The 16167-nt window shown below is 69.4% G+C and carries 15 protein-coding genes and 2 pseudogenes; 5 read left to right on the forward strand and 12 right to left on the reverse strand.

Annotated features, from left to right (window positions below; all coding sequences use genetic code 11):
* The coding region (locus ACFXKG_RS38555) for an IS256 family transposase (protein ID WP_384849519.1) at positions 1 to 862 on the reverse strand (862 nt) is incomplete at its 3' end.
* Between the two features lie 155 nt (positions 863 to 1017).
* Here ACFXKG_RS38555 and ACFXKG_RS38560 point away from each other — a divergent pair.
* Together ACFXKG_RS38560 and ACFXKG_RS38565 are read left to right on the forward strand one after the other, a co-directional pair.
* Positions 1018 to 1557 carry a transposase gene (locus ACFXKG_RS38560; RefSeq protein WP_384849430.1) on the forward strand — a complete coding sequence of 180 codons (540 nt, stop codon included), beginning with the start codon at positions 1018 to 1020 and terminating at the stop codon, positions 1555 to 1557.
* Positions 1554 to 2084 carry a transposase gene (locus tag ACFXKG_RS38565; RefSeq protein ID WP_384849522.1) on the forward strand — a complete coding sequence of 177 codons (531 nt, stop codon included), beginning with the start codon at positions 1554 to 1556 and terminating at the stop codon, positions 2082 to 2084. Before ACFXKG_RS38560 ends, ACFXKG_RS38565 begins: the two co-directional genes overlap by 4 nt.
* Before the next feature lie 28 nt (positions 2085 to 2112).
* Here the strand turns inward: ACFXKG_RS38565 and ACFXKG_RS38570 are convergent, their stop codons facing one another.
* Entirely contained in the window at positions 2113 to 2796 is a 684-nt protein-coding gene (locus ACFXKG_RS38570) for a DUF4145 domain-containing protein (RefSeq protein WP_384849433.1), read from the reverse strand.
* Between the two features lie 316 nt (positions 2797 to 3112).
* Here ACFXKG_RS38570 and ACFXKG_RS38575 point away from each other — a divergent pair, with 316 nt between their 5' ends.
* Entirely contained in the window at positions 3113 to 3388 is a 276-nt protein-coding gene (locus ACFXKG_RS38575; RefSeq protein ID WP_384849436.1) for a hypothetical protein, read from the forward strand.
* Here the strand turns inward: ACFXKG_RS38575 and ACFXKG_RS38580 are convergent.
* Both ACFXKG_RS38580 and ACFXKG_RS38585 read right to left on the reverse strand, forming a co-directional pair.
* Entirely contained in the window at positions 3385 to 3996 is a 612-nt protein-coding gene (locus ACFXKG_RS38580) for a Tn3 family transposase (RefSeq protein WP_384849439.1), read from the reverse strand. The genes ACFXKG_RS38575 and ACFXKG_RS38580 overlap by 4 nt on opposite strands.
* Positions 3890 to 4150 (reverse strand): annotated as a pseudogene (locus ACFXKG_RS38585) (Tn3 family transposase); the annotation flags it as partial. The gene ACFXKG_RS38580 and the pseudogene ACFXKG_RS38585, both read right to left, overlap by 107 nt.
* Here ACFXKG_RS38585 and ACFXKG_RS38590 point away from each other — a divergent pair.
* Positions 4049 to 4576 (forward strand): annotated as a pseudogene (locus tag ACFXKG_RS38590) (transposase); the annotation flags it as partial. The pseudogenes ACFXKG_RS38585 and ACFXKG_RS38590 overlap by 102 nt on opposite strands.
* A gap of 218 nt (positions 4577 to 4794) precedes the next feature.
* On the opposite strand, the gene ACFXKG_RS38595 reads toward ACFXKG_RS38590, so the two are convergent.
* A complete protein-coding gene (locus tag ACFXKG_RS38595) occupies positions 4795 to 5181 on the reverse strand; it encodes a hypothetical protein (protein WP_384849442.1) in 387 nt (128 codons plus the stop codon).
* 258 nt (positions 5182 to 5439) lie between these two features.
* Here ACFXKG_RS38595 and ACFXKG_RS38600 point away from each other — a divergent pair, with 258 nt between their 5' ends.
* Complete coding sequence (locus ACFXKG_RS38600) at positions 5440 to 9315, forward strand: hypothetical protein (protein ID WP_384849445.1); 3876 nt, start codon at positions 5440 to 5442, stop codon at positions 9313 to 9315.
* Here ACFXKG_RS38600 and ACFXKG_RS38605 read toward each other — a convergent pair.
* The 7 genes from ACFXKG_RS38605 to ACFXKG_RS38635 form a co-directional block, all read right to left on the reverse strand.
* Entirely contained in the window at positions 9253 to 9978 is a 726-nt protein-coding gene (locus ACFXKG_RS38605; protein WP_384849448.1) for a replication-relaxation family protein, read from the reverse strand. The genes ACFXKG_RS38600 and ACFXKG_RS38605 overlap by 63 nt on opposite strands.
* Positions 9873 to 12269: a hypothetical protein gene (locus tag ACFXKG_RS38610; RefSeq protein WP_384849451.1), complete on the reverse strand. Its 2397-nt coding sequence runs from the start codon at positions 12267 to 12269 to the stop codon at positions 9873 to 9875. The genes ACFXKG_RS38605 and ACFXKG_RS38610 overlap by 106 nt, the downstream gene beginning before the upstream one ends.
* A gap of 58 nt (positions 12270 to 12327) precedes the next feature.
* Positions 12328 to 12693 (reverse strand): hypothetical protein, encoded by a 366-nt coding sequence (locus ACFXKG_RS38615; protein ID WP_384849454.1) that lies wholly within the window; start codon positions 12691 to 12693, stop codon positions 12328 to 12330.
* A gap of 51 nt (positions 12694 to 12744) precedes the next feature.
* Complete coding sequence (locus ACFXKG_RS38620; RefSeq protein WP_384849457.1) at positions 12745 to 12936, reverse strand: hypothetical protein; 192 nt, start codon at positions 12934 to 12936, stop codon at positions 12745 to 12747.
* The gene (locus ACFXKG_RS38625; protein ID WP_384849460.1) at positions 12930 to 13223 is read right to left on the reverse strand and encodes a hypothetical protein; all 294 of its coding nucleotides are present in this window, start codon (positions 13221 to 13223) and stop codon (positions 12930 to 12932) included. The genes ACFXKG_RS38620 and ACFXKG_RS38625 overlap by 7 nt, the downstream gene beginning before the upstream one ends.
* Before the next feature lie 430 nt (positions 13224 to 13653).
* Complete coding sequence (locus ACFXKG_RS38630; protein ID WP_384849463.1) at positions 13654 to 15468, reverse strand: RNA-binding domain-containing protein; 1815 nt, start codon at positions 15466 to 15468, stop codon at positions 13654 to 13656.
* Between the two features lie 208 nt (positions 15469 to 15676).
* Positions 15677 to 16021: a hypothetical protein gene (locus ACFXKG_RS38635; protein ID WP_384849466.1), complete on the reverse strand. Its 345-nt coding sequence runs from the start codon at positions 16019 to 16021 to the stop codon at positions 15677 to 15679.
* Positions 16022 to 16167: the final 146 nt, after the last annotated feature.

Below are 16167 nucleotides of genomic sequence, written 5' to 3' on the forward strand. Positions count from 1 at the left end.
AGACGGGCTTGAGTGCCTTGGCGGCCTTGTCCCAGTCCTGACGGGCGGCGTAGCGGAACGAGTTCTGCAGCAGGTGAACCACGCACGTCCGGACAATCGTGCGAGGCCAGACGGTCTCCACGGCGTCGGGAAGGCCCTTGAGCCCGTCGCAGACGAGCATGAGCACATCGTCCGGGCCGCGGTTCTTCAGCTCGGTGAACACGTGCAGCCAGTACTTCGCGCCCTCGCCGCCGTCACCGGCCCAGATGCCGAGGATGTCGCGGGTGCCGTCCACGGTCACCGCCATCACGACATGGACCGGACGGTTCGCGACCTTCCCGTCCCTGATCTTGACGTCGATGGCGTCCACGAACAGGACCGGACAGACGCGGTCGAGGGGACGGTTCTGCCACTCGGCCATGCCCTCCATCACCTTGTCGGTGATGGTGGAGATGGTCTGCTTGGACACCTCGGCGCCGTACACCTCGGCGAGATGAGCCGATATCTCGCCGTGGGTGAGTCCCTTCGCGGACAAGGAGAGAACCATCTCGTCCACCCCGGTCAAGCGCCGCTGCCTCTTCTTGACGATCTGTGGCACGAAGCTGCCGGCGGTATCACGCGGCACCTTCACCTCGACCGGCCCGACATCGGTCAGCACAGTCTTTGACCGCGTGCCGTTGCGACTGTTGCCGTTGTTCTTCCCGGCCGGATCGTGCTTTTCGTAGCCGACGTGGTCGGTGATCTCGCCTTCCAGGGCCGACTCCAGCACCCGCTTGGTCAGCATCTGCAACAACCCACCCTCGCGATTCAGTTGCAGCCCCTCGTTCCGTGCCCGGTCCACCAGCATCGCGACGAGCTGCTCGTCCGACGCAGCCGACGGCATCGCACCACCGGCCGACTCGTCCACGGACTCCCGCCCGATCGTCTCGCTCACTTGGCGTCTCTCCCTTGACCAGCAGATCCGCCGTTGATTACTGAGGTTGAATTCGTGGAGTCGTAGGGGCTGACGGCTCGTTGCCCGTGCGGTATCACCGGAGCATGCGGTATTCACAAGGAGGCGGCCTGACCGCCGAACGGCAATGTTTCCGCGAGGAGTTACGACTCCAGGCGGCCGAGAGATTCGCCCGGGGCGAGGCGAGTTCGGTGATCGCCAAGGACCTGCGGGTCAGCGTCCGGTCGGTGCAGCGGTGGCGGCAGATGTGGGACGAGGGCGGTCCGCGGGCTCTGCGGTCACAGGGCCCGGCGTCGCTGCCGAGGCTGAGCGAGAAGCAGTTCACCCAGCTGGAGGCGGAGCTCGCCAAGGGGCCGGCCGCGCACGGCTGGGAAGACCAGCGGTGGACCCTGAGCCGTGTGAAGACGGTGATCGGCCGACGCTTCCATCTGACCTGCACGGTCCAGGGTGTGCGCAAACTGCTGGTGCGTAACGGCTGGTCCTGCCAGGTCCCGGCCCGACGCGCCATCGAGCGGGACGACGACGCGGTGGCCGGGTGGGTCAAGGAGGTATGGCCCTGCGCGGAAGACTCGCGGCGGCCCGTGGAGCCTGGCTGGTCTTCGAGGACGAAGCCGGATTCTCCATGACGCTGCCGCAGGCCAGGACCTGGTCACAGCGCGGTCGGACCCCGGTGGTGCGAGTCCGCGGCCGTTCCCGCAGACGCATATCCATCGCCGCGCTGACCTGCTACAAACCCGGCCACCGGCCGAGGCTGATCTACCGGCCACGCCGGGACGACGGCCGCCGCGACGGCCGCAAGAGCTTCTCCTGGCGCGACTACCGCGACCTGCTGATCGCCGCCCACCAGCAACTCGGCGGCCCGATCGTGCTCATCCGGGACAACCTCAACGTCCACAAAGCCGCCGGCCTGAGAGAGTTCGCCGCATCCCGGGACTGGCTCACCATCTACTACCTGCCGCCCTACGCACCCGACCTCAACCCCGTCGAAGGGATCTGGTCCCTCCTACGACGCGGCTGGCTCTCCAACGTCGCCTTCAGCACCCCCGAACACCTCGTCCAGCGCATCCGAAACGGCCTACGGCACATCCAGTACCGCAGCCACCTCATAGACGGCTGCCTCACCGAGACCGGCCTGACCATCAGACCCACCTGAGCAACCCAGCGACATCACAAGTTCAACCTCAGTAAGAGCCCTGCTTCTTCTCGGCATTCCGTTTCTCCCGCTCCAGGCGACTCTTTTGGAGTGCCAGCATCCGCGCGGGGCCCTGGTACACCTCCTCCAGAATCTCGTCCATGAGGGCAACGATCGCTTCGGCATCCTCGGCCGGCATCGGCTCGTCTGCTAGGTCGCCATGAGCGATCTCGTTTCCGCCCTCGCGAATCTCGTGCGCCACCTCCCGAGTGATCTCCCGAATGTGCCCGGCCGCATGAAGCGCGTCGATCTTCTTCACAAGCGGCCCGCTGGTGATGCCTTTCTCCTTCGCAGTAGCCTCCACGACTGCTCGCGCCAGAGCCACCGCGCCCCGGTACGCGTCAACTGATAGGCAGGCATGGGCCTCTGCGGCCGTCTCCGCTATCTGATCAGGCACATCAGGGAACGATGGACGCCTCACACGCCTGGGCGTCCAACTCAGGTTGGGGCGCTCGGACAATGCCGACTGAAGTGTCGCCGGCTGGCCCGACGCTCGGTACAGCAGCGCCATACCGAGAGAGAGCCGCCCGCACTGCTCACTGTCGCACCGGAAAGCCGCCATGTAGTTCTTGTGCTCCGTGCCACTGTCGATCTCATCAGGCAACTGGACAACACTGCTGGAGATCGTCATGTGCGTGAGGCGACCACACCAGCCGCAGACTGTGCTTGCCATGCTGCCGAAGATACGGGATGCACTACGGAACCAGCACCCCGGCCTTATGAGAACAGCAACCGGGACCACGTACATGAGTAGCGCACCCGAGTTCAACCCAGGCAGCATCGGCATCCCCGACGGGCTGGACTACCCGCAGCATGCCACATGTTCAAAGTACCTAGCCTGTCGCTGCTGGCTTGTCGTAGATACGTGCAGGTCAGAGACTTGGCGCAGCCCGGGCGCGGAGCGGGGGTCCGGGTAGGAACGGACCAGGAAACCGGTGTTGCTGTCAGAAGTTTTGACGGGCCGAGTTCCGGACCGCCAGGGCGAGCGGGTGAGCGATGACCCGACGATCGGTTTCCTGAAGGCGGACGTGGCGCGATTCTGCGCCAGTCTGGAAGAGCTGGCGCCCGCGATCCGGCTGCGGCTGGTCGTCCAGCTGCGGCAGGCGCTGGGCGAGGTGACGGACGCGGCGCTGGACGGTGGGATGGCCGCGGCGAAGGCGGAGGGCTGGGGGCTGCGGCAGATCGGAGCGCAGGCGGGTCTGTCGCACGAGAAGGTTCGCTACCGGCTCGCCCAGGCGATGGACGAGCCGGCGGGGACTTCCTAGATCGTGGTGGAGGCGGTTTCGGGATTGCGGGTCGAGCGGAGCTGGCCGCCCTGGACTTCGGCGGGCAGGGCGAAGCTGTAGCGGCCATGGAAGTTGATGTGGGCGAACTTCAGCGGAGACAGGCGGGCGATGTCCTCGTCGCGTACGTGGATGCCCTCGGCGCGCATCTCCGCGATGATCTGCTGTATGTAGACCGTGTTCCACAGGATGACGATGTTGAGCATGAGGCCCAGTGCCCCGAGTTGATCTTCCTGGCCTTCTCGGTAGGACTGCCTGAGCTCGCCTTTCTGGCCGTGGAAGATCTTCCGGGCGAGGTTGTGGCGGGACTCCTGCCGGTTGAGCTGGGTGTTGATGCGCCGGCGCAGCAGCTCGTCGGTGAAATACGAGGACAGGTAGGCGCTCCGGTCGAGGCGGCCGATCTCCATGATGGCCTTGCCGGTCGGGGGTGGGCTTGCCGCCAGGAGCCAGGACGCGCAGGACCTCGGAGGCCTTGATCGTGCCCGAGTGTAGGGAGCCGGCCACGCGCAGGACGTCATCCCAGTGGCTGGTGATCTGCTTGAGGTTGACCTTGTCGCGAGTGAGCGGGTTGAGCGGCCCGTAGTCGGCATCCGGGTCAACCCGGTAGAGGGTCGCGCTGCCGGAGTCGGCCAGGCGCGGACCGCGATGGGCCGCCAGGCCCTGGCCCTGCTGGGCAAGTTCGAGGCCGCCTGCAACGCCGCCGACGATCTGGCCGAAGCATCGGTCGAGCTGTTCGAGCAGCACCCCGATGCCGCGGTCATCACCAGCTTCCCCGGTCTCGGCGCGCTCAGCGGCGCCCGGGTCCTCGCCGAGATTGGCGACGACCGCTCCCGTTTCGCCGATGCCAGAGCCCTCAAGGCCTACGCCGGATCAGCACCGGTCACCCGCGCCTCCGGCAAGAGCCACGCGGTCATGGTCCGCCGGGTCAAGAATCAGCGGCTTGCCGCGGTCGGCTACGTCTGGGCCTTCGCCTCTCTCACCGCCTCGCCTGGCGCCAGGGCCCACTACGACCGTCGACGCAAGACCGGCGACCGCCACAGCTCTGCCCAGAGAAACCTCTACAACCGGCTCCTCGGCTGCCTCCACCACTGCCTCACCACCGGCAGGCCCTACAGCGAGAACACCGCCTTCCCGGCCCCGCCGAAGCTCGAACTGGCCATCGCGGCTTGACCCGCTATCCCCATCGGATATCTCTTTCCCACGCGATAGCCGAGGGGAAGAGGCATACCTCGGGCCTCGGGGCGGCGGGCCGTAGCGGCGGAAGAAACCCCTGATCGCAATTGAACGAGCCAGGACATGGGCACCGACATCGTGTGCGACTCCGCGCAGAGGCCCGGTCGGGCGGTTCCGCCGATGCGGGACCGCCCGACCGGGCTGGGGTCACTGGTTCAGGCGGTGTCGGTGTGCCATCCGCTGCAGTCGAAGGGGCCGTTGCTGGAGTTGTGCTGGCAGGCGCGGTAGCGCACCGGGGTTCCTTCGGCGATCGAGTAGTTGACGGTCACAGGCGGGGCGTTGTAGCCCTTGGCATTGATGACGTCGTCGTACGGCACCCACGAGCCCCCGGACCTGATGTCGATCTGGCCGATGGTGCCGACGCCGTCGGACTTATAGTCGTGGACGGTGAAGATCTCCCCGTACGACTGGAAGTCGACGGCGGCCTCGCAGCCCGGGTTACAGACGCTGCCGTCCGCGGACGCGGTAGGCGCCCCGAACAGCAGGGCCGCTCCGAGCGTCCCCGTGATGCCCAGGAGCGTGGTGAGACGCGTGATGCGCATGGTGCGTAAATGTGTGCGCACGGGTGCTTTCCCCTGTCTGTTGGTTGGACCACGGTGGTCGACCGTGGATATCGGCCAGGATCCGGGCCGATGCATCGAGTTCAGCGCCCGTCCCGGTTGTTCGGCAGCTCCCTTCCCGAAGCGGAACAATCCCGGACGCTTCTGTTCGGAGGCTGTTCACGGCTTGATTGGGCTCTTGCCGCGGTATCGGGCGGCTTTCTAACGTGGCCCGCAGCGCGTACAGGAGGCTGGGGCTGTATGGCGGCGCGAGACGGGGGCAGCGTGGGACGTGGTGAGAGCCCGCTGGATCCGGGCGCGGGGCCGGTGCAGCAGTTCGCTTTCGAGTTGCGGAAGCTCCGGCAGGAGGCGGGCAGGGTTACCTACCGGGATATGGCGCAGAAATCGGCGTATTCGGTCACCTCGCTCTCCCGGGCGGCTGCAGGCGAGCGCTTACCCTCCCTGCCGTTGACTCTGGCGTATGTAAGGGCCTGCGACGGCGACGCCGGGGTCTGGGAGCAGCGCTGGCATGAGGCGGCCCAGGCGTCGGTCGCTCGGGAGCGTCAGGTAGCGGATGCCGATTCGCCTTATCAGGGGCTGGTCCGGTTCGAGCCGGCCGATCACGGGCGGTTCTTCGGTCGTGACGATCTTATCGCCGCCGTTCGGCGCCTGGCGGATGAGCACCGTTTCGTCTCGGTCTTCGGCGCGTCGGGCTCTGGTAAGTCGTCGCTGTTACGAGCGGGGCTGATCCCCGCGCTACGCGGCCGCCATGGCACGGTGACCGCGATCCGAATCCTCTCACCGGGCCCGCATCCCCTGCGTACGCACGCCGAGGTCCTGCGGCCCGACACCAGCGCCGCCGGCGACACGGTCGTCATCGTTGACCAGTTCGAGGAAGTGTTCACGCTCTGCCGGGACCGGGGCGAGCGCGCCGGGTTCATCGACCGGCTGCTCACCGCTCTTCGCCCGGACAGCCGTCTGCGCGTGATCATCGCGGTGCGCGCCGACTTCTACGGTCGGTGCGCGGAGTACCGACTACTCACCGACGCTGTGCGTGAGGCCCAGTTGCTGGTCGGCCCCATGAACCCGGCCGAGATGCGGGAGGTGGTGGTCGGGCCCGCACGGGCAGCGGGCCTGATCGTCGAGCGTCCGCTGACCGCCCGGCTGATCCGCGAAGTGGAACACCAGCCTGGCGCTCTGCCGCTGCTGTCACACGTCCTGCGCGAGACCTGGCTGCGCCGCAGGGGACGAGTGCTGACCATAGAGGCGTACGAGGCGGCTGGTGCGCTGCGCGGCGCGATCTCCCAGACTGCGGAGGATGTCTATACCCGGTTGTCGCCCGCGCAGGCGGCGCTGGCCCGTCTCGTCCTGCTGAGGCTGGTCACCCCGGGTGAGGGCGCCCAAGACACTCGCCGCCCTGCCGACCGGGCGGAACTCGGCTTTGCCGATCCGCAGGAGGTGGACCTCGTCCTGGAGCGTCTCGCGCACGCCCGGTTGGTGACTCTCGACAACGGCAGCGTCAGCCTCGCCCACGATGTCCTCCTCAGCGCCTGGCCCCGGCTGAACCGCTGGGTCGAGGAGGACCGGGCGCTCCTGCGCGCCCACCGTCGGTTCAGGGAGGCCGCCCTTACTTGGAAGGAACTGGCCCGGGACACCGGTACGCTGTACAGCGGCGCCCGCCTGACACAGGCCGAGGAGACGTTCCCGGCTCTGGGGCTGACGCCCCTGGAGCGTTCCTTTCTCGCCGCAGGGGTCACCGCTCGTGCACACGAGCAACGGGTGGCCTCCGCCACTAGGCGCCGGACGCGCGCCCTGCTGACAAGCTTTTCCGTCGCGGTCGTACTCGCGCTCGTCGCGGGCGGAATCGCTTGGGAGCAGAACCGTACGAGGTCCCGGGAGAGGGTACGGACCGATGCCCGCCGGATCGCCGCGCTCGCGGATAGCCTGCGCGCCTCCGATCCGATGACAGCGATGCGGCTCAGCGTGGCTTCCGTCCACCTCGCCGACCTGCCGGAAACCCGTTCCGCACTGCTCGGCGCCATGACGCAGAAGGAGCAGGACGTTTTCGCCGACCCCGACACGGACCCGTCCACCACGCGCTACCTCAGCGGCGACGGCCGCACCCTCATCAGCGCCGGGGCCGAGAGCACGGTGTCGTGGGACCTACGTACCCACCGGAGGACCGGCACGTATGAGGGGCTGGGCACGGAGCTGTCCCGTGTCTCGGCGATGAGCCCTCGCGCTGACATGCTCACGCTGATCTGGAACGGCCAGGTGCGGCTGTGGAGCTTGCGCTCGGCGCGGCAGGAAGGCCCGCCCATCCCCGGCGGCGGCAGCGAGTTCGGACCGAGCGGACGGACCTTCGTCGTCTACGGCACCGACGGCGCCGACGAGCTGATCCAGCTCCGGGACGTGGAGAGCCGCCAAGTCCTGCTGGAACGCCGTATACCCGGGTCCTCCCGCTCCGATCCGGCACCGGACAGTGCCGTCGTCCCTGTATCAAACTGGAACATGCTCCGGTACATGCGGCAGCGCCCGGAGGCGGTGAACTATCCGTTCCCTGACGCGGTGGTCAGCGCGGACGACCGTCTTGTGGCGCTCTGCCTGCCCGGAAAGCAGCTCGAGATCTGGGACGTACCCCGGCACCGGAAGCTGTCCACACCGTGGGCCCCGCGCGCGACCGGCGCCAACTGCCTTGAACAGCAATTCCGGTTCACCCCCGACGGCCGACGGCTGTCGCTCGTCGACGGCACCGGAGTTCGTCAATGGACCATCGCAACGGGAAAAGAGCTGCCAAAGATCGAACACTCCGGCCTCAGAGAGGTGGAGTTCAGCACGGACTCGGGGTTCCTGGCGGCCTCGTCCGCCGACGAGATTCTGGTGTGGCGCGTGGCGGACACCGCCGTCCCCGTGCTGCGCAACCCGCTGCCCAACGAGTCCGCCGGTGAACTCCGATTCGACCTGCGCGAAAGCCAGATCCGCTACTTCGCGGGACCGAACGGCAACGTGACGCGATCCCTGAGCCTGGCGGGTGTACTGGACGACCGCTGGCAGGAACAGCGGGCCGTGTCCGCGGCCTTCAGCCCCACCAGCCGTCAATTCGCCACCGCCTACTGGGACGCGAAGGCTCGCCGCTTCCGCTTCTGGCTGCGCGACCAACTCGCCGTCGGCGCTCCGGTCGACCTGCCGTCCGTCCCGTGCCCGGGCCAGGCCGGGACATGGCCACGGACGGGGTGCGGCGACCCCCTCATGGCGTTCAGCCCGGATGGCTGGACCCTCGCGTACGGCATCACCGACCACGCCCCGTCGAGCCCGCCGGTACGGGTCGCGCTCTGGAACATCGGCCGGCGGAGCACGGCCGGTTCGCTCGACCTGACATCCGGCGGCGACCGGCAGTCGACGGACTCGTCGGGTCAAGGATCTCCTCTCCTGGCCATCGGCTTCAGCCCGGACGGGAGATCACTGCTGGCCGGCCGCAGACCGGAGCGGGGACCGCACCTGGACATCTGGGACCTTGAGGGCCGGAGCAGGACCCGGGAGATCGAGAACGTCGAAGGAGACATCATGGCGACACGCCCCGACGGGCGTCTTCTCGTCACCTCCCACGGCCAACTCGTCACCCTGCCGTCCGGCGCCGTGCGGTACAGGTCCCTGGCAACGAGCGAGCCGACGGCGCTCGCCTTCAGCCCGGACGGACGGTACTTCGCCGCGGGGGACGGGTCGGGGCAGGTCACCCTCTGGGACGGTGCGGTCGGCCGCCTGCTGGGAACGCTGTCCCCGGCACTCACCGGCGCGCGCGGAAACGCCGGTACAAACGTGTCGGCGCTCGCATTCTCCCACGACGGGCGCACGCTCGCCGTAGGAAGTGAAGACGGGACACTCCGCCTGTGGGACACCGACTCCCACAAGGCCCTCGGCTCTCTGCCGACGCCTGGCGGCGCAATGCTCGCCCTGGCCTTCTCCCCAGAGGACGGCTCGCTCTCCGCGGCAGGCACCCACGTACCGCTGCTCACCTACCGGATCGGCCCGGAAGAGGTCACAGCCGCCGTCTGCCGACGAACCAGGACAGGGCTGTCACCATCCGAGTGGCGTACCTATCTTCCCGGCCTGCCTCACCGCGCGGTCTGTGACGGGTGATGAACATGCCGCACAGCCCACTCCTGATCCGCTCCGATCCGCCCTGACTCGCTGTCGTCCAGGATCAAGCCACGGAGGTGGACGTCGCAGATAAAGCGGGATGACGTCAGCAGTCTGGCTCCCCGCGTGCAGGGCGCTGATCCGGTTCTCGACACCGGCGGGCCCGGTGCCGTCCAGGACGAACAGGACGCGCGGGAAGTGCGGGTAGCGCCGCAGCCAGTCCTCCACCGCCGGTTCCTGGAGGGCCGGCCGTCGCCCCAGGACCGCGGGCGCGTAGCGGTAGAGGCGCTCGTACGCGGTCAGCTTGGCGGCGAGGCGTTCGGGGCCCATCGTGGCCCGGTCGACTTCCACGAACGCCCGCAGCATCGGCCCGTCGCTGCCGCCGACGGGGCCGTGCCGGTAGTACAGGAGCGCGTCGGGGATGACGGCCTCGCCGCTCCCGATCGGGTGGTGGACCTCGGTCATCCAGTCGAGCGGTTGGCACAGTTCCCCGCGGTGGCGGGCGTCCTTGAGGAAGACGAGCGCGGTCTCGGTCACGGTCAGCGCGTGGCGGGCCTTCAGCCGCACGGCGGTCGGATCGGACACCGTCCTGGAGGGCCGGTGCCCACGCAGCTCGGGCCACTCGGAGGCGAGCCGCACGCCGTACGCGGTGGGGAACCACACCCGGGTCCGTCCGGCCTGCGGCAGGGTGATGCGCTCAACCAGCCCCTCGGTGCACGTCGGCGCACCCCCGCCCACCGGTACTGCGTCTGTACCACCTCGCTCACCAGCCCCAGGTCCAGGTGCTCCCACGCCGGGTCGGCGTCCGCGTCCAGCAGCCACTTTCCGTGCCGCACACGCACCTGCTGCCAGCGCGGCCGGTAGAGAACCGAGGACACCGCCTGCCCGGTGCGGAGCGCGGCACACGAGCGGCACCCGAACACCGCCGGCCCCGCGACCGTCTGCGCCGCCCGCCACCGGCCCCGGGCCACAGCGTCCTCGGCCACACCGGCAACCACGTAGGCGGGCAGCGCCCGGGCCAGCACCCGCGACTCCACCCCGCACAGTTCGGCCAGCACCCGCCGCCCCGCCTTGTTGAGGACCACCTCCCCGTCCGCCCGGACACCGCCGCCCCCCGGGTGCCGGGTAGGCGACTCCGTCAGCGACCACTGCGCCAGCACCTCACTGCGCTCCATCCCGTACCGGCCCGCGACCCGCCCGATCAGGGACGACGTCAGCTCCCCGGCCAGCGGCCCCGTCCGTAGCGGCCCCGCCCGTACGAGCCGCCCGCCCCCAAGACCCGCCGCCTCGGGGGTAGCCCTCACGCCTGTTGCACCGTCCACCTCAGGTCCTCTTCTACGGGATGTTCGGCCGCGACCGGGCCTGCGGAAGCCGCCCGTCAGGGCGGTCCTGCGCGCACCGGCAGTCCGACGCCTGTGCGCCGCCGTGGTCAGCATCGCGTCCCGCGTCCACGGCAGTGTCTGGTTCCGGTCGGCCGACGTGGGCCAGCACCACCCACCAAGCCGGTTCACGGGCACGGACGTCGATGCACCACAGACGCATCTGCGCTCGCACGGCCTCCGCCTGCGCGGCGTGCCGGAGCCGCGAGGCGGACCGCTGCAGGCTGAAGGCAGCCACTGGGCGCATTCCTGCCACAGGTCTATGTCCCTGAACCGGTCCAGGGCATCCAAGGGGGCGGAGTCCTGCATGCAGGATCTGAGACTGCTGGGGATGGTCACGGTGCTGGGAAGGCGGCTGGCGCCTACCGTCTCCACCGCAGAGCGGTCGCTGTTGAGCACGAGCCACACCAGCGGTGCGCGAGTGGCCGCCCCCTGCAGTTCACCGTCCGCCCGCAGAACCGAGTCCGGCAGACGGTCTGCCTCCGGCGTGCCCGTGTGCCGCTGCCGGAAGGTGTGCGCCCCGTCCGCAGCGGTTAGCCGCATCACGCGGTCGAGCAGAAGCCGAAACCCGCCGACCACGTCCCCGCCGGGCAGCTCAACCTCAGCCATCCGCAGTGACGTGGCCGGCGAGGTCACCACCGCCGGGGGCAGTTCCGTCCGCAGTCCGCTCCAGCCCGTTCCCCACCTGCGGGCCACCTGCTGCCATGCCACCGGCCGCCAGGCTGCCAGGGCCAGGCGTTCGCGAACCCGCTCCCCGGGCCAACCGGATGCTGCGGGAACCCCCTCACCGCAGGCGGCCACCAGGACGAAGAACAGGCTCCGCTCATCAAGGAATCGCCGGATCCGGGAAGCATGCAGAAGCGGTGCCGCTGACCGGTCCGGTACGGCGCCCGCGTGCTCCATCAGGACAACGGAGCACTCACCCGCATTCTTCGCCCCGCTCACCTCGCCAGGCCGGGCAGGCTCTGTCTCCGGTTCCTGCCCGGGCTCCGGCCGCTCACCGTGCCCAGGGAAGAAGAGGAAGGTGTGCAACTCGTCGTAGAACTCGGTGTCCTCCACCCGCACCGGCCTGCCGGACGCGGGCGTCTCGCCATCGCCCCCGTCCCCGTCCGCACCCAGACCTGTCGCGCAACCGGTGCTCTCGCCGCTCTCGGACAGCGTGCCGATGAGGTGCCGTGCGTCGCCGTGCCCCCAGTCCGCCGCGACGCGCAGCCACCGCCGCACCTCCGCCTCCCGCCGCTCCGGGGCGGCGCGCAGGAGGTTGTAGCAGGCGCTGATGTTTTCCTGCGCGGTGCTCCGGGCGGCCGTCAGGGCGCTGCGGAAGGCCGCCCCGGGGTGCTCGGCGTCCGCGGCGACTGCAAACCACGCGCGCGCGTTGTCGAGTTCGTCGCGGCGCAGGGCCCTGCTCCCGATCACGTACGCGCTGTTGGCATCTGCCCGCCGCTCCGCCTCCGCGTCGCCGAGCGCCTCCTCCCGCTCATGCTCGCCCCAACTGCCGTCGGGCCGGTCCCAGAAGTCCCTGTCACCTCCCGAGAGCCGGGAGAGCAACTGCTCGTAGGCCGACGTGGTCCGCATGACGTGATCCTCCTCCGCTGTCGGGTGTGCAGTCGTCTCGCATTCGTGGTCGCGCATCTCACTCACCATCCTTCGACGGGCGTGCGTACGCCTCCCGGACGAAGGGGCTGACCTGCGGCGAGGCACGCACCTTGGTACGGCCGCGGTGGTACTGGATGTAGACCTGCTGTGTGGAGATTCCGAGCGCCGAGGCGATGTCGGCGGGCTCCTCCTCCTGTGCCCGGCGCTCGGTCACCTCGCGCTGCTGGGGCGAGGCGATCTGGCCCAGGGCCTGGACGACCCGGTACGTCAGATCCTGTTCCTGCTCCGCCTCGCCCGCATCCACCGCCCTGCAGGCCAGAGCGTCCAGGTCCGCGTGGTCCATGAGCACGCTCGCGACTTCCGTCTTCGGCCTCTTGAGCTTCTCGAGCTTCTTGAGCGCCATGTTCCGGGCGATCGTCTTGATGTACGCGACCGGCTGGTCCGACGGGTCGAACTACGTCCTGCTCACCGCCCGGAGGATCGCCTCGCTGGCCACGTCCTCGCGCTCGGCCGTGTTCAGCTGCTTGAACCCGGCTAGCGAGGCGATGACCTTCTCCATCAGGACGCCGTACCCGCTGGAGCCCAGCTCCATGAGGTAGGCGTGGCCAGCCTCGGACGGTCCCCCACCGTCGCCAGGGTTCACCACAGCCGGTACTCCCCGGGCTGTGCCCCCGGTGCCGACCAGCAGGTCAGCACCGTCCCGTCGGGCGCCTCGTATCGCAGCACCGCGCCGGGCGGCATACCGCGCACCAGCTCCAGGACCGCCGCGCCGCCCCCTCCGGCCGGCACGGTGACGGGGCCAGCCGGGGGGCGGGTGCTGTCACCGTGCCGGGAGCGCCTGCGGGATGTCCTGGGTCCGGGGCGGTCGAACAGGGCGAGCATGTGGGGAAGCATCTGGAGGGCGATCGGGATGAGCTCGTTGAACTCGGGCATCGGGTAGGGGACTTCCTAGGGTCAGGGCCAGCAAGGTAGCTTCACCGGCTCATAGGCCCGACCACGCCCGTTTCTCAACAACGGCCTCAATCTTTTTTCCTCGCTCATCCGCCTCCTGCGTGAACAGGCCTTTGAACTGGGCTTCTGTGTCCCGAAGTGCCGTAGATTCCTCGTGACGCCCCGGCGCTTGGGGCGCCCGCGCCCCGCGCCCCTGGGCCGGGACACGGCAACGCTGCGGTTGCTGGTGGACGCCTCGCCTCCCCGCTCAGTCCCACCCGGGGGTGTGCACCGCCGGTCTCGCCTGCAGTCGCGCTCCGGCGGCACCCGGCGTGGCCCGGGCCCGGTCGCTGTTCCCGCTTCTGCGAAACGGCCGGGCGAGCAGGCGATGAAAGTTACCGCGCGCCCCACGAGGAGCGGTACACGAGCCGAACTACAGCAGATCCACCTCCGCGTCGATGTACCCGAACTCGTGGGCCATGTGCACCAGCGCCTCGCGCAACAGGCTCTGACGCTCCGCCCGCTCCATGGCCGGCGTAGCCGTGATAGTGACAGTCAGAAGCGACTGGGTCCCGCCGTCGTGCGTACCGAGCGGCTGCAGGTCGATGAGCGTGTCCAGGGCTGGCAGGACACCATTGTCGGCGGGCTGTTCGCACGTCATCCGCAGTTCCGTGGTGGGCGGGGCGGCCCACGACAGCCCGGCCGGGTCACCGACGAGGCCGGGCAGCAGTTCGGCGGCCGTCTCCCACGCGGCGAGCAGCACGGCCTGGACCTCGTCGAGCCCCAGTCGCGTCTCCCAGCCGGGGCCAAGGGCCTCCGCCCAGGCCCGCGGGTTCTCGATCAGAACGTCCGAGCAGGCGACCACGGTGGGCTCCATCGTGGTGGGCAGGGCGAGCATGACGGATGCCTTCAGAGCCGGACCGCCGTCCGGTCCGGCGATCGTGCACGAGTAGCTGGCGGAGCGGGCCGAGTTGCCGAAGGGGCCCCGTTCCCAGCGAGCGGCTGGCAGTTCGGCGCCCCGGCGCCCGGACAGGATCGTCACCGCCCCGGCCACCGCGCTGTACGGGAGCTGCGATTCGAGCTGAGTGCGCCGGGGTCTGCTGATCTCCAGTCGGCTTGCCTCGGCCCAGGGCAGGTTCACCACGGCGCGCAGGCGCAGCGCCGGCGTCTGCCCGGCAGTCCAGTTTCGGGCCGACCGGCCCTGGTTGATTCTGAAGCGGGGGAGTGGCTGCCACCGCCACACGCCGCGCCCCGAACACGTCAGCCGGCCCGCGCCCCACGATCCGCCGTCGACGTCCACGCTCGGCGCATCGGCCGCGATCACCCACGGCGCGTCCGTGTCCTCGGGCGGGCGGGGAAAACCGATGGCCGAGAGCGGATCCGGGCCCGGTGCATGACTGCCGGCTTCGACGATCGCCTGCCAGACGGGCGCGGCGACAGCGACCGCAGGGTGCCCGGCCACCAGGCACAGCACCCAGCCCGGCCTGCCGTCCCGCTCGTGGTGCAGATCCTGACAAGCGGCCGCGCCCTGCGCCCAGGCCTCGCTGGCAGGCTGCCCCAGCCCTTGTCCGACCAGCTGCTCGTAGGCCGCCCGCATCTCGCGCTCCCGGTCGGGCAGACCCTGCCCGACCCGCAGCCCGCCGTCCGGCCCGGCTTCCGACACGGCCCGCCGTACGAGCTCGGTTAGAGCCTTCGCGGTGGGCATGCCCGAGGCCCGGACACCGGCGGAGAGCAGCTGCTGGATCTCGGTCCGCGGCAGCCAGTGCGTGCTGTCGCCGTCCCGCATCGGCACGGCGACTGTGTCGGTGCGCGACGAACCGTGCTTGCCCACCGGTGCCGGGACGACGAAGAGCGTGTCGACAGCCTGCGCCGGGATACTGATGAACGCCACCCGCTCGCCGTCACCACCAGACCATCCGACCCGCACACCGCGCGGTGCCGGGGTGATCCACTGCCGGATCAGCTTGAGGATCTGGTCCAGATTCACCGCGGCCGGGTCGACCCCGACGATGCGGTCCAGGACCTCCTCGTCGTGCTCAAGACGGGTGGCGATACCGATGACGATGAGCCCGCCGCCGCCGTTGGCGAAAGCCGCGACGTCCTTGGCGAGCTCCTCGACCGACCTGGGGTTCGCCAACTGGTACGGGCCTCCCTTCGCATCGAGCCACTGCGTCTCGCGCAGCCCAAGCAGCAGGAGGGGCTCGTGGGAGTCCAGCGCGGCCAGCGCGCTCTTCACATCTGTCGGCACCCCGACAGTATCCGCCGACCTTCCAGCCCTTCGCCGCCAACTTTCACACGCTCACCAACTCCTCCGTACGCCCGGCCAGAACATCTGGGGAGAGTACGGCCCGACCTGCACGGACACAGGGGTCTGCGTACGGAGATCGGTGATTCCACAGAGCTCTTTTGGTTCAGGCCGACGCAGCTTGTTCCTGATCTTGGCGGGCAGTGCAGCGCTACCGGCTGCCTTGCTGACGTTCGACGCCGTGTGCAGGCATGGTGTTGGTGCCGGTGAGGTCTTCGACCACGGCGAGGTCGAGTTCGGCGGCACGCTCCAACATGTACCTCTGCTGCTCAGGGGTCAGGCCCAGGGCGGCGTCGGAGGAGATGAGTTGGAGGGTGGCGGCGGCTAGGCCGGGCGATGCCGCCGCCACGGCTTGACGCATGGCAGTGTCCGTGGCATCAGCTAAGGGCAGGTCGGCGGCGTAGCGCGTCGCCAGGCCGTGGACCTCGACTACACGCGCGATGATCCGCTCCATGGCGGCGTTCGCGCAGGCATCGGCGTGGCCGGCGCGCAGCACAGGGTCCACCCGCTGGTGGCCGCCAGCGGTCGCGCCTGATGATCGCGACGGTGCGCGCTTCGGACCGGATTCCTGGACGAACTTGTGTGTGTGTGTGGGGGGGGGGGGGGGGCGGGCCCCCGGGGTGGGGGAGCGGAGCCCGCTTG

Source organism: Streptomyces sp. NPDC059255 (assembly GCF_042752355.1).
Classification (GTDB): Bacteria; Actinomycetota; Actinomycetes; order Streptomycetales; family Streptomycetaceae; genus Streptomyces.

What these genes read in the sequence shown, in the direction of transcription:
- ACFXKG_RS38560 (WP_384849430.1), top strand. Translation starts at nt 1,018, where the DNA reads ATGCGGTATTCACAAGGAGGCGGCCTGACCGCCGAACGGCAATGTTTC.
- ACFXKG_RS38565 (WP_384849522.1), top strand. Translation starts at nt 1,554, where the DNA reads ATGACGCTGCCGCAGGCCAGGACCTGGTCACAGCGCGGTCGGACCCCG.
- ACFXKG_RS38570 (WP_384849433.1), bottom strand. Translation starts at nt 2,796, where the DNA reads ATGGCAAGCACAGTCTGCGGCTGGTGTGGTCGCCTCACGCACATGACG.
- ACFXKG_RS38580 (WP_384849439.1), bottom strand. Translation starts at nt 3,996, where the DNA reads ATGCCGACTACGGGCCGCTCAACCCGCTCACTCGCGACAAGGTCAACC.
- ACFXKG_RS38595 (WP_384849442.1), bottom strand. Translation starts at nt 5,181, where the DNA reads ATGCGCATCACGCGTCTCACCACGCTCCTGGGCATCACGGGGACGCTC.
- ACFXKG_RS38600 (WP_384849445.1), top strand. Translation starts at nt 5,440, where the DNA reads ATGGCGGCGCGAGACGGGGGCAGCGTGGGACGTGGTGAGAGCCCGCTG.
- ACFXKG_RS38610 (WP_384849451.1), bottom strand. Translation starts at nt 12,269, where the DNA reads ATGCGGACCACGTCGGCCTACGAGCAGTTGCTCTCCCGGCTCTCGGGA.
- ACFXKG_RS38615 (WP_384849454.1), bottom strand. Translation starts at nt 12,693, where the DNA reads ATGGCGCTCAAGAAGCTCGAGAAGCTCAAGAGGCCGAAGACGGAAGTC.
- ACFXKG_RS38625 (WP_384849460.1), bottom strand. Translation starts at nt 13,223, where the DNA reads ATGCCCGAGTTCAACGAGCTCATCCCGATCGCCCTCCAGATGCTTCCC.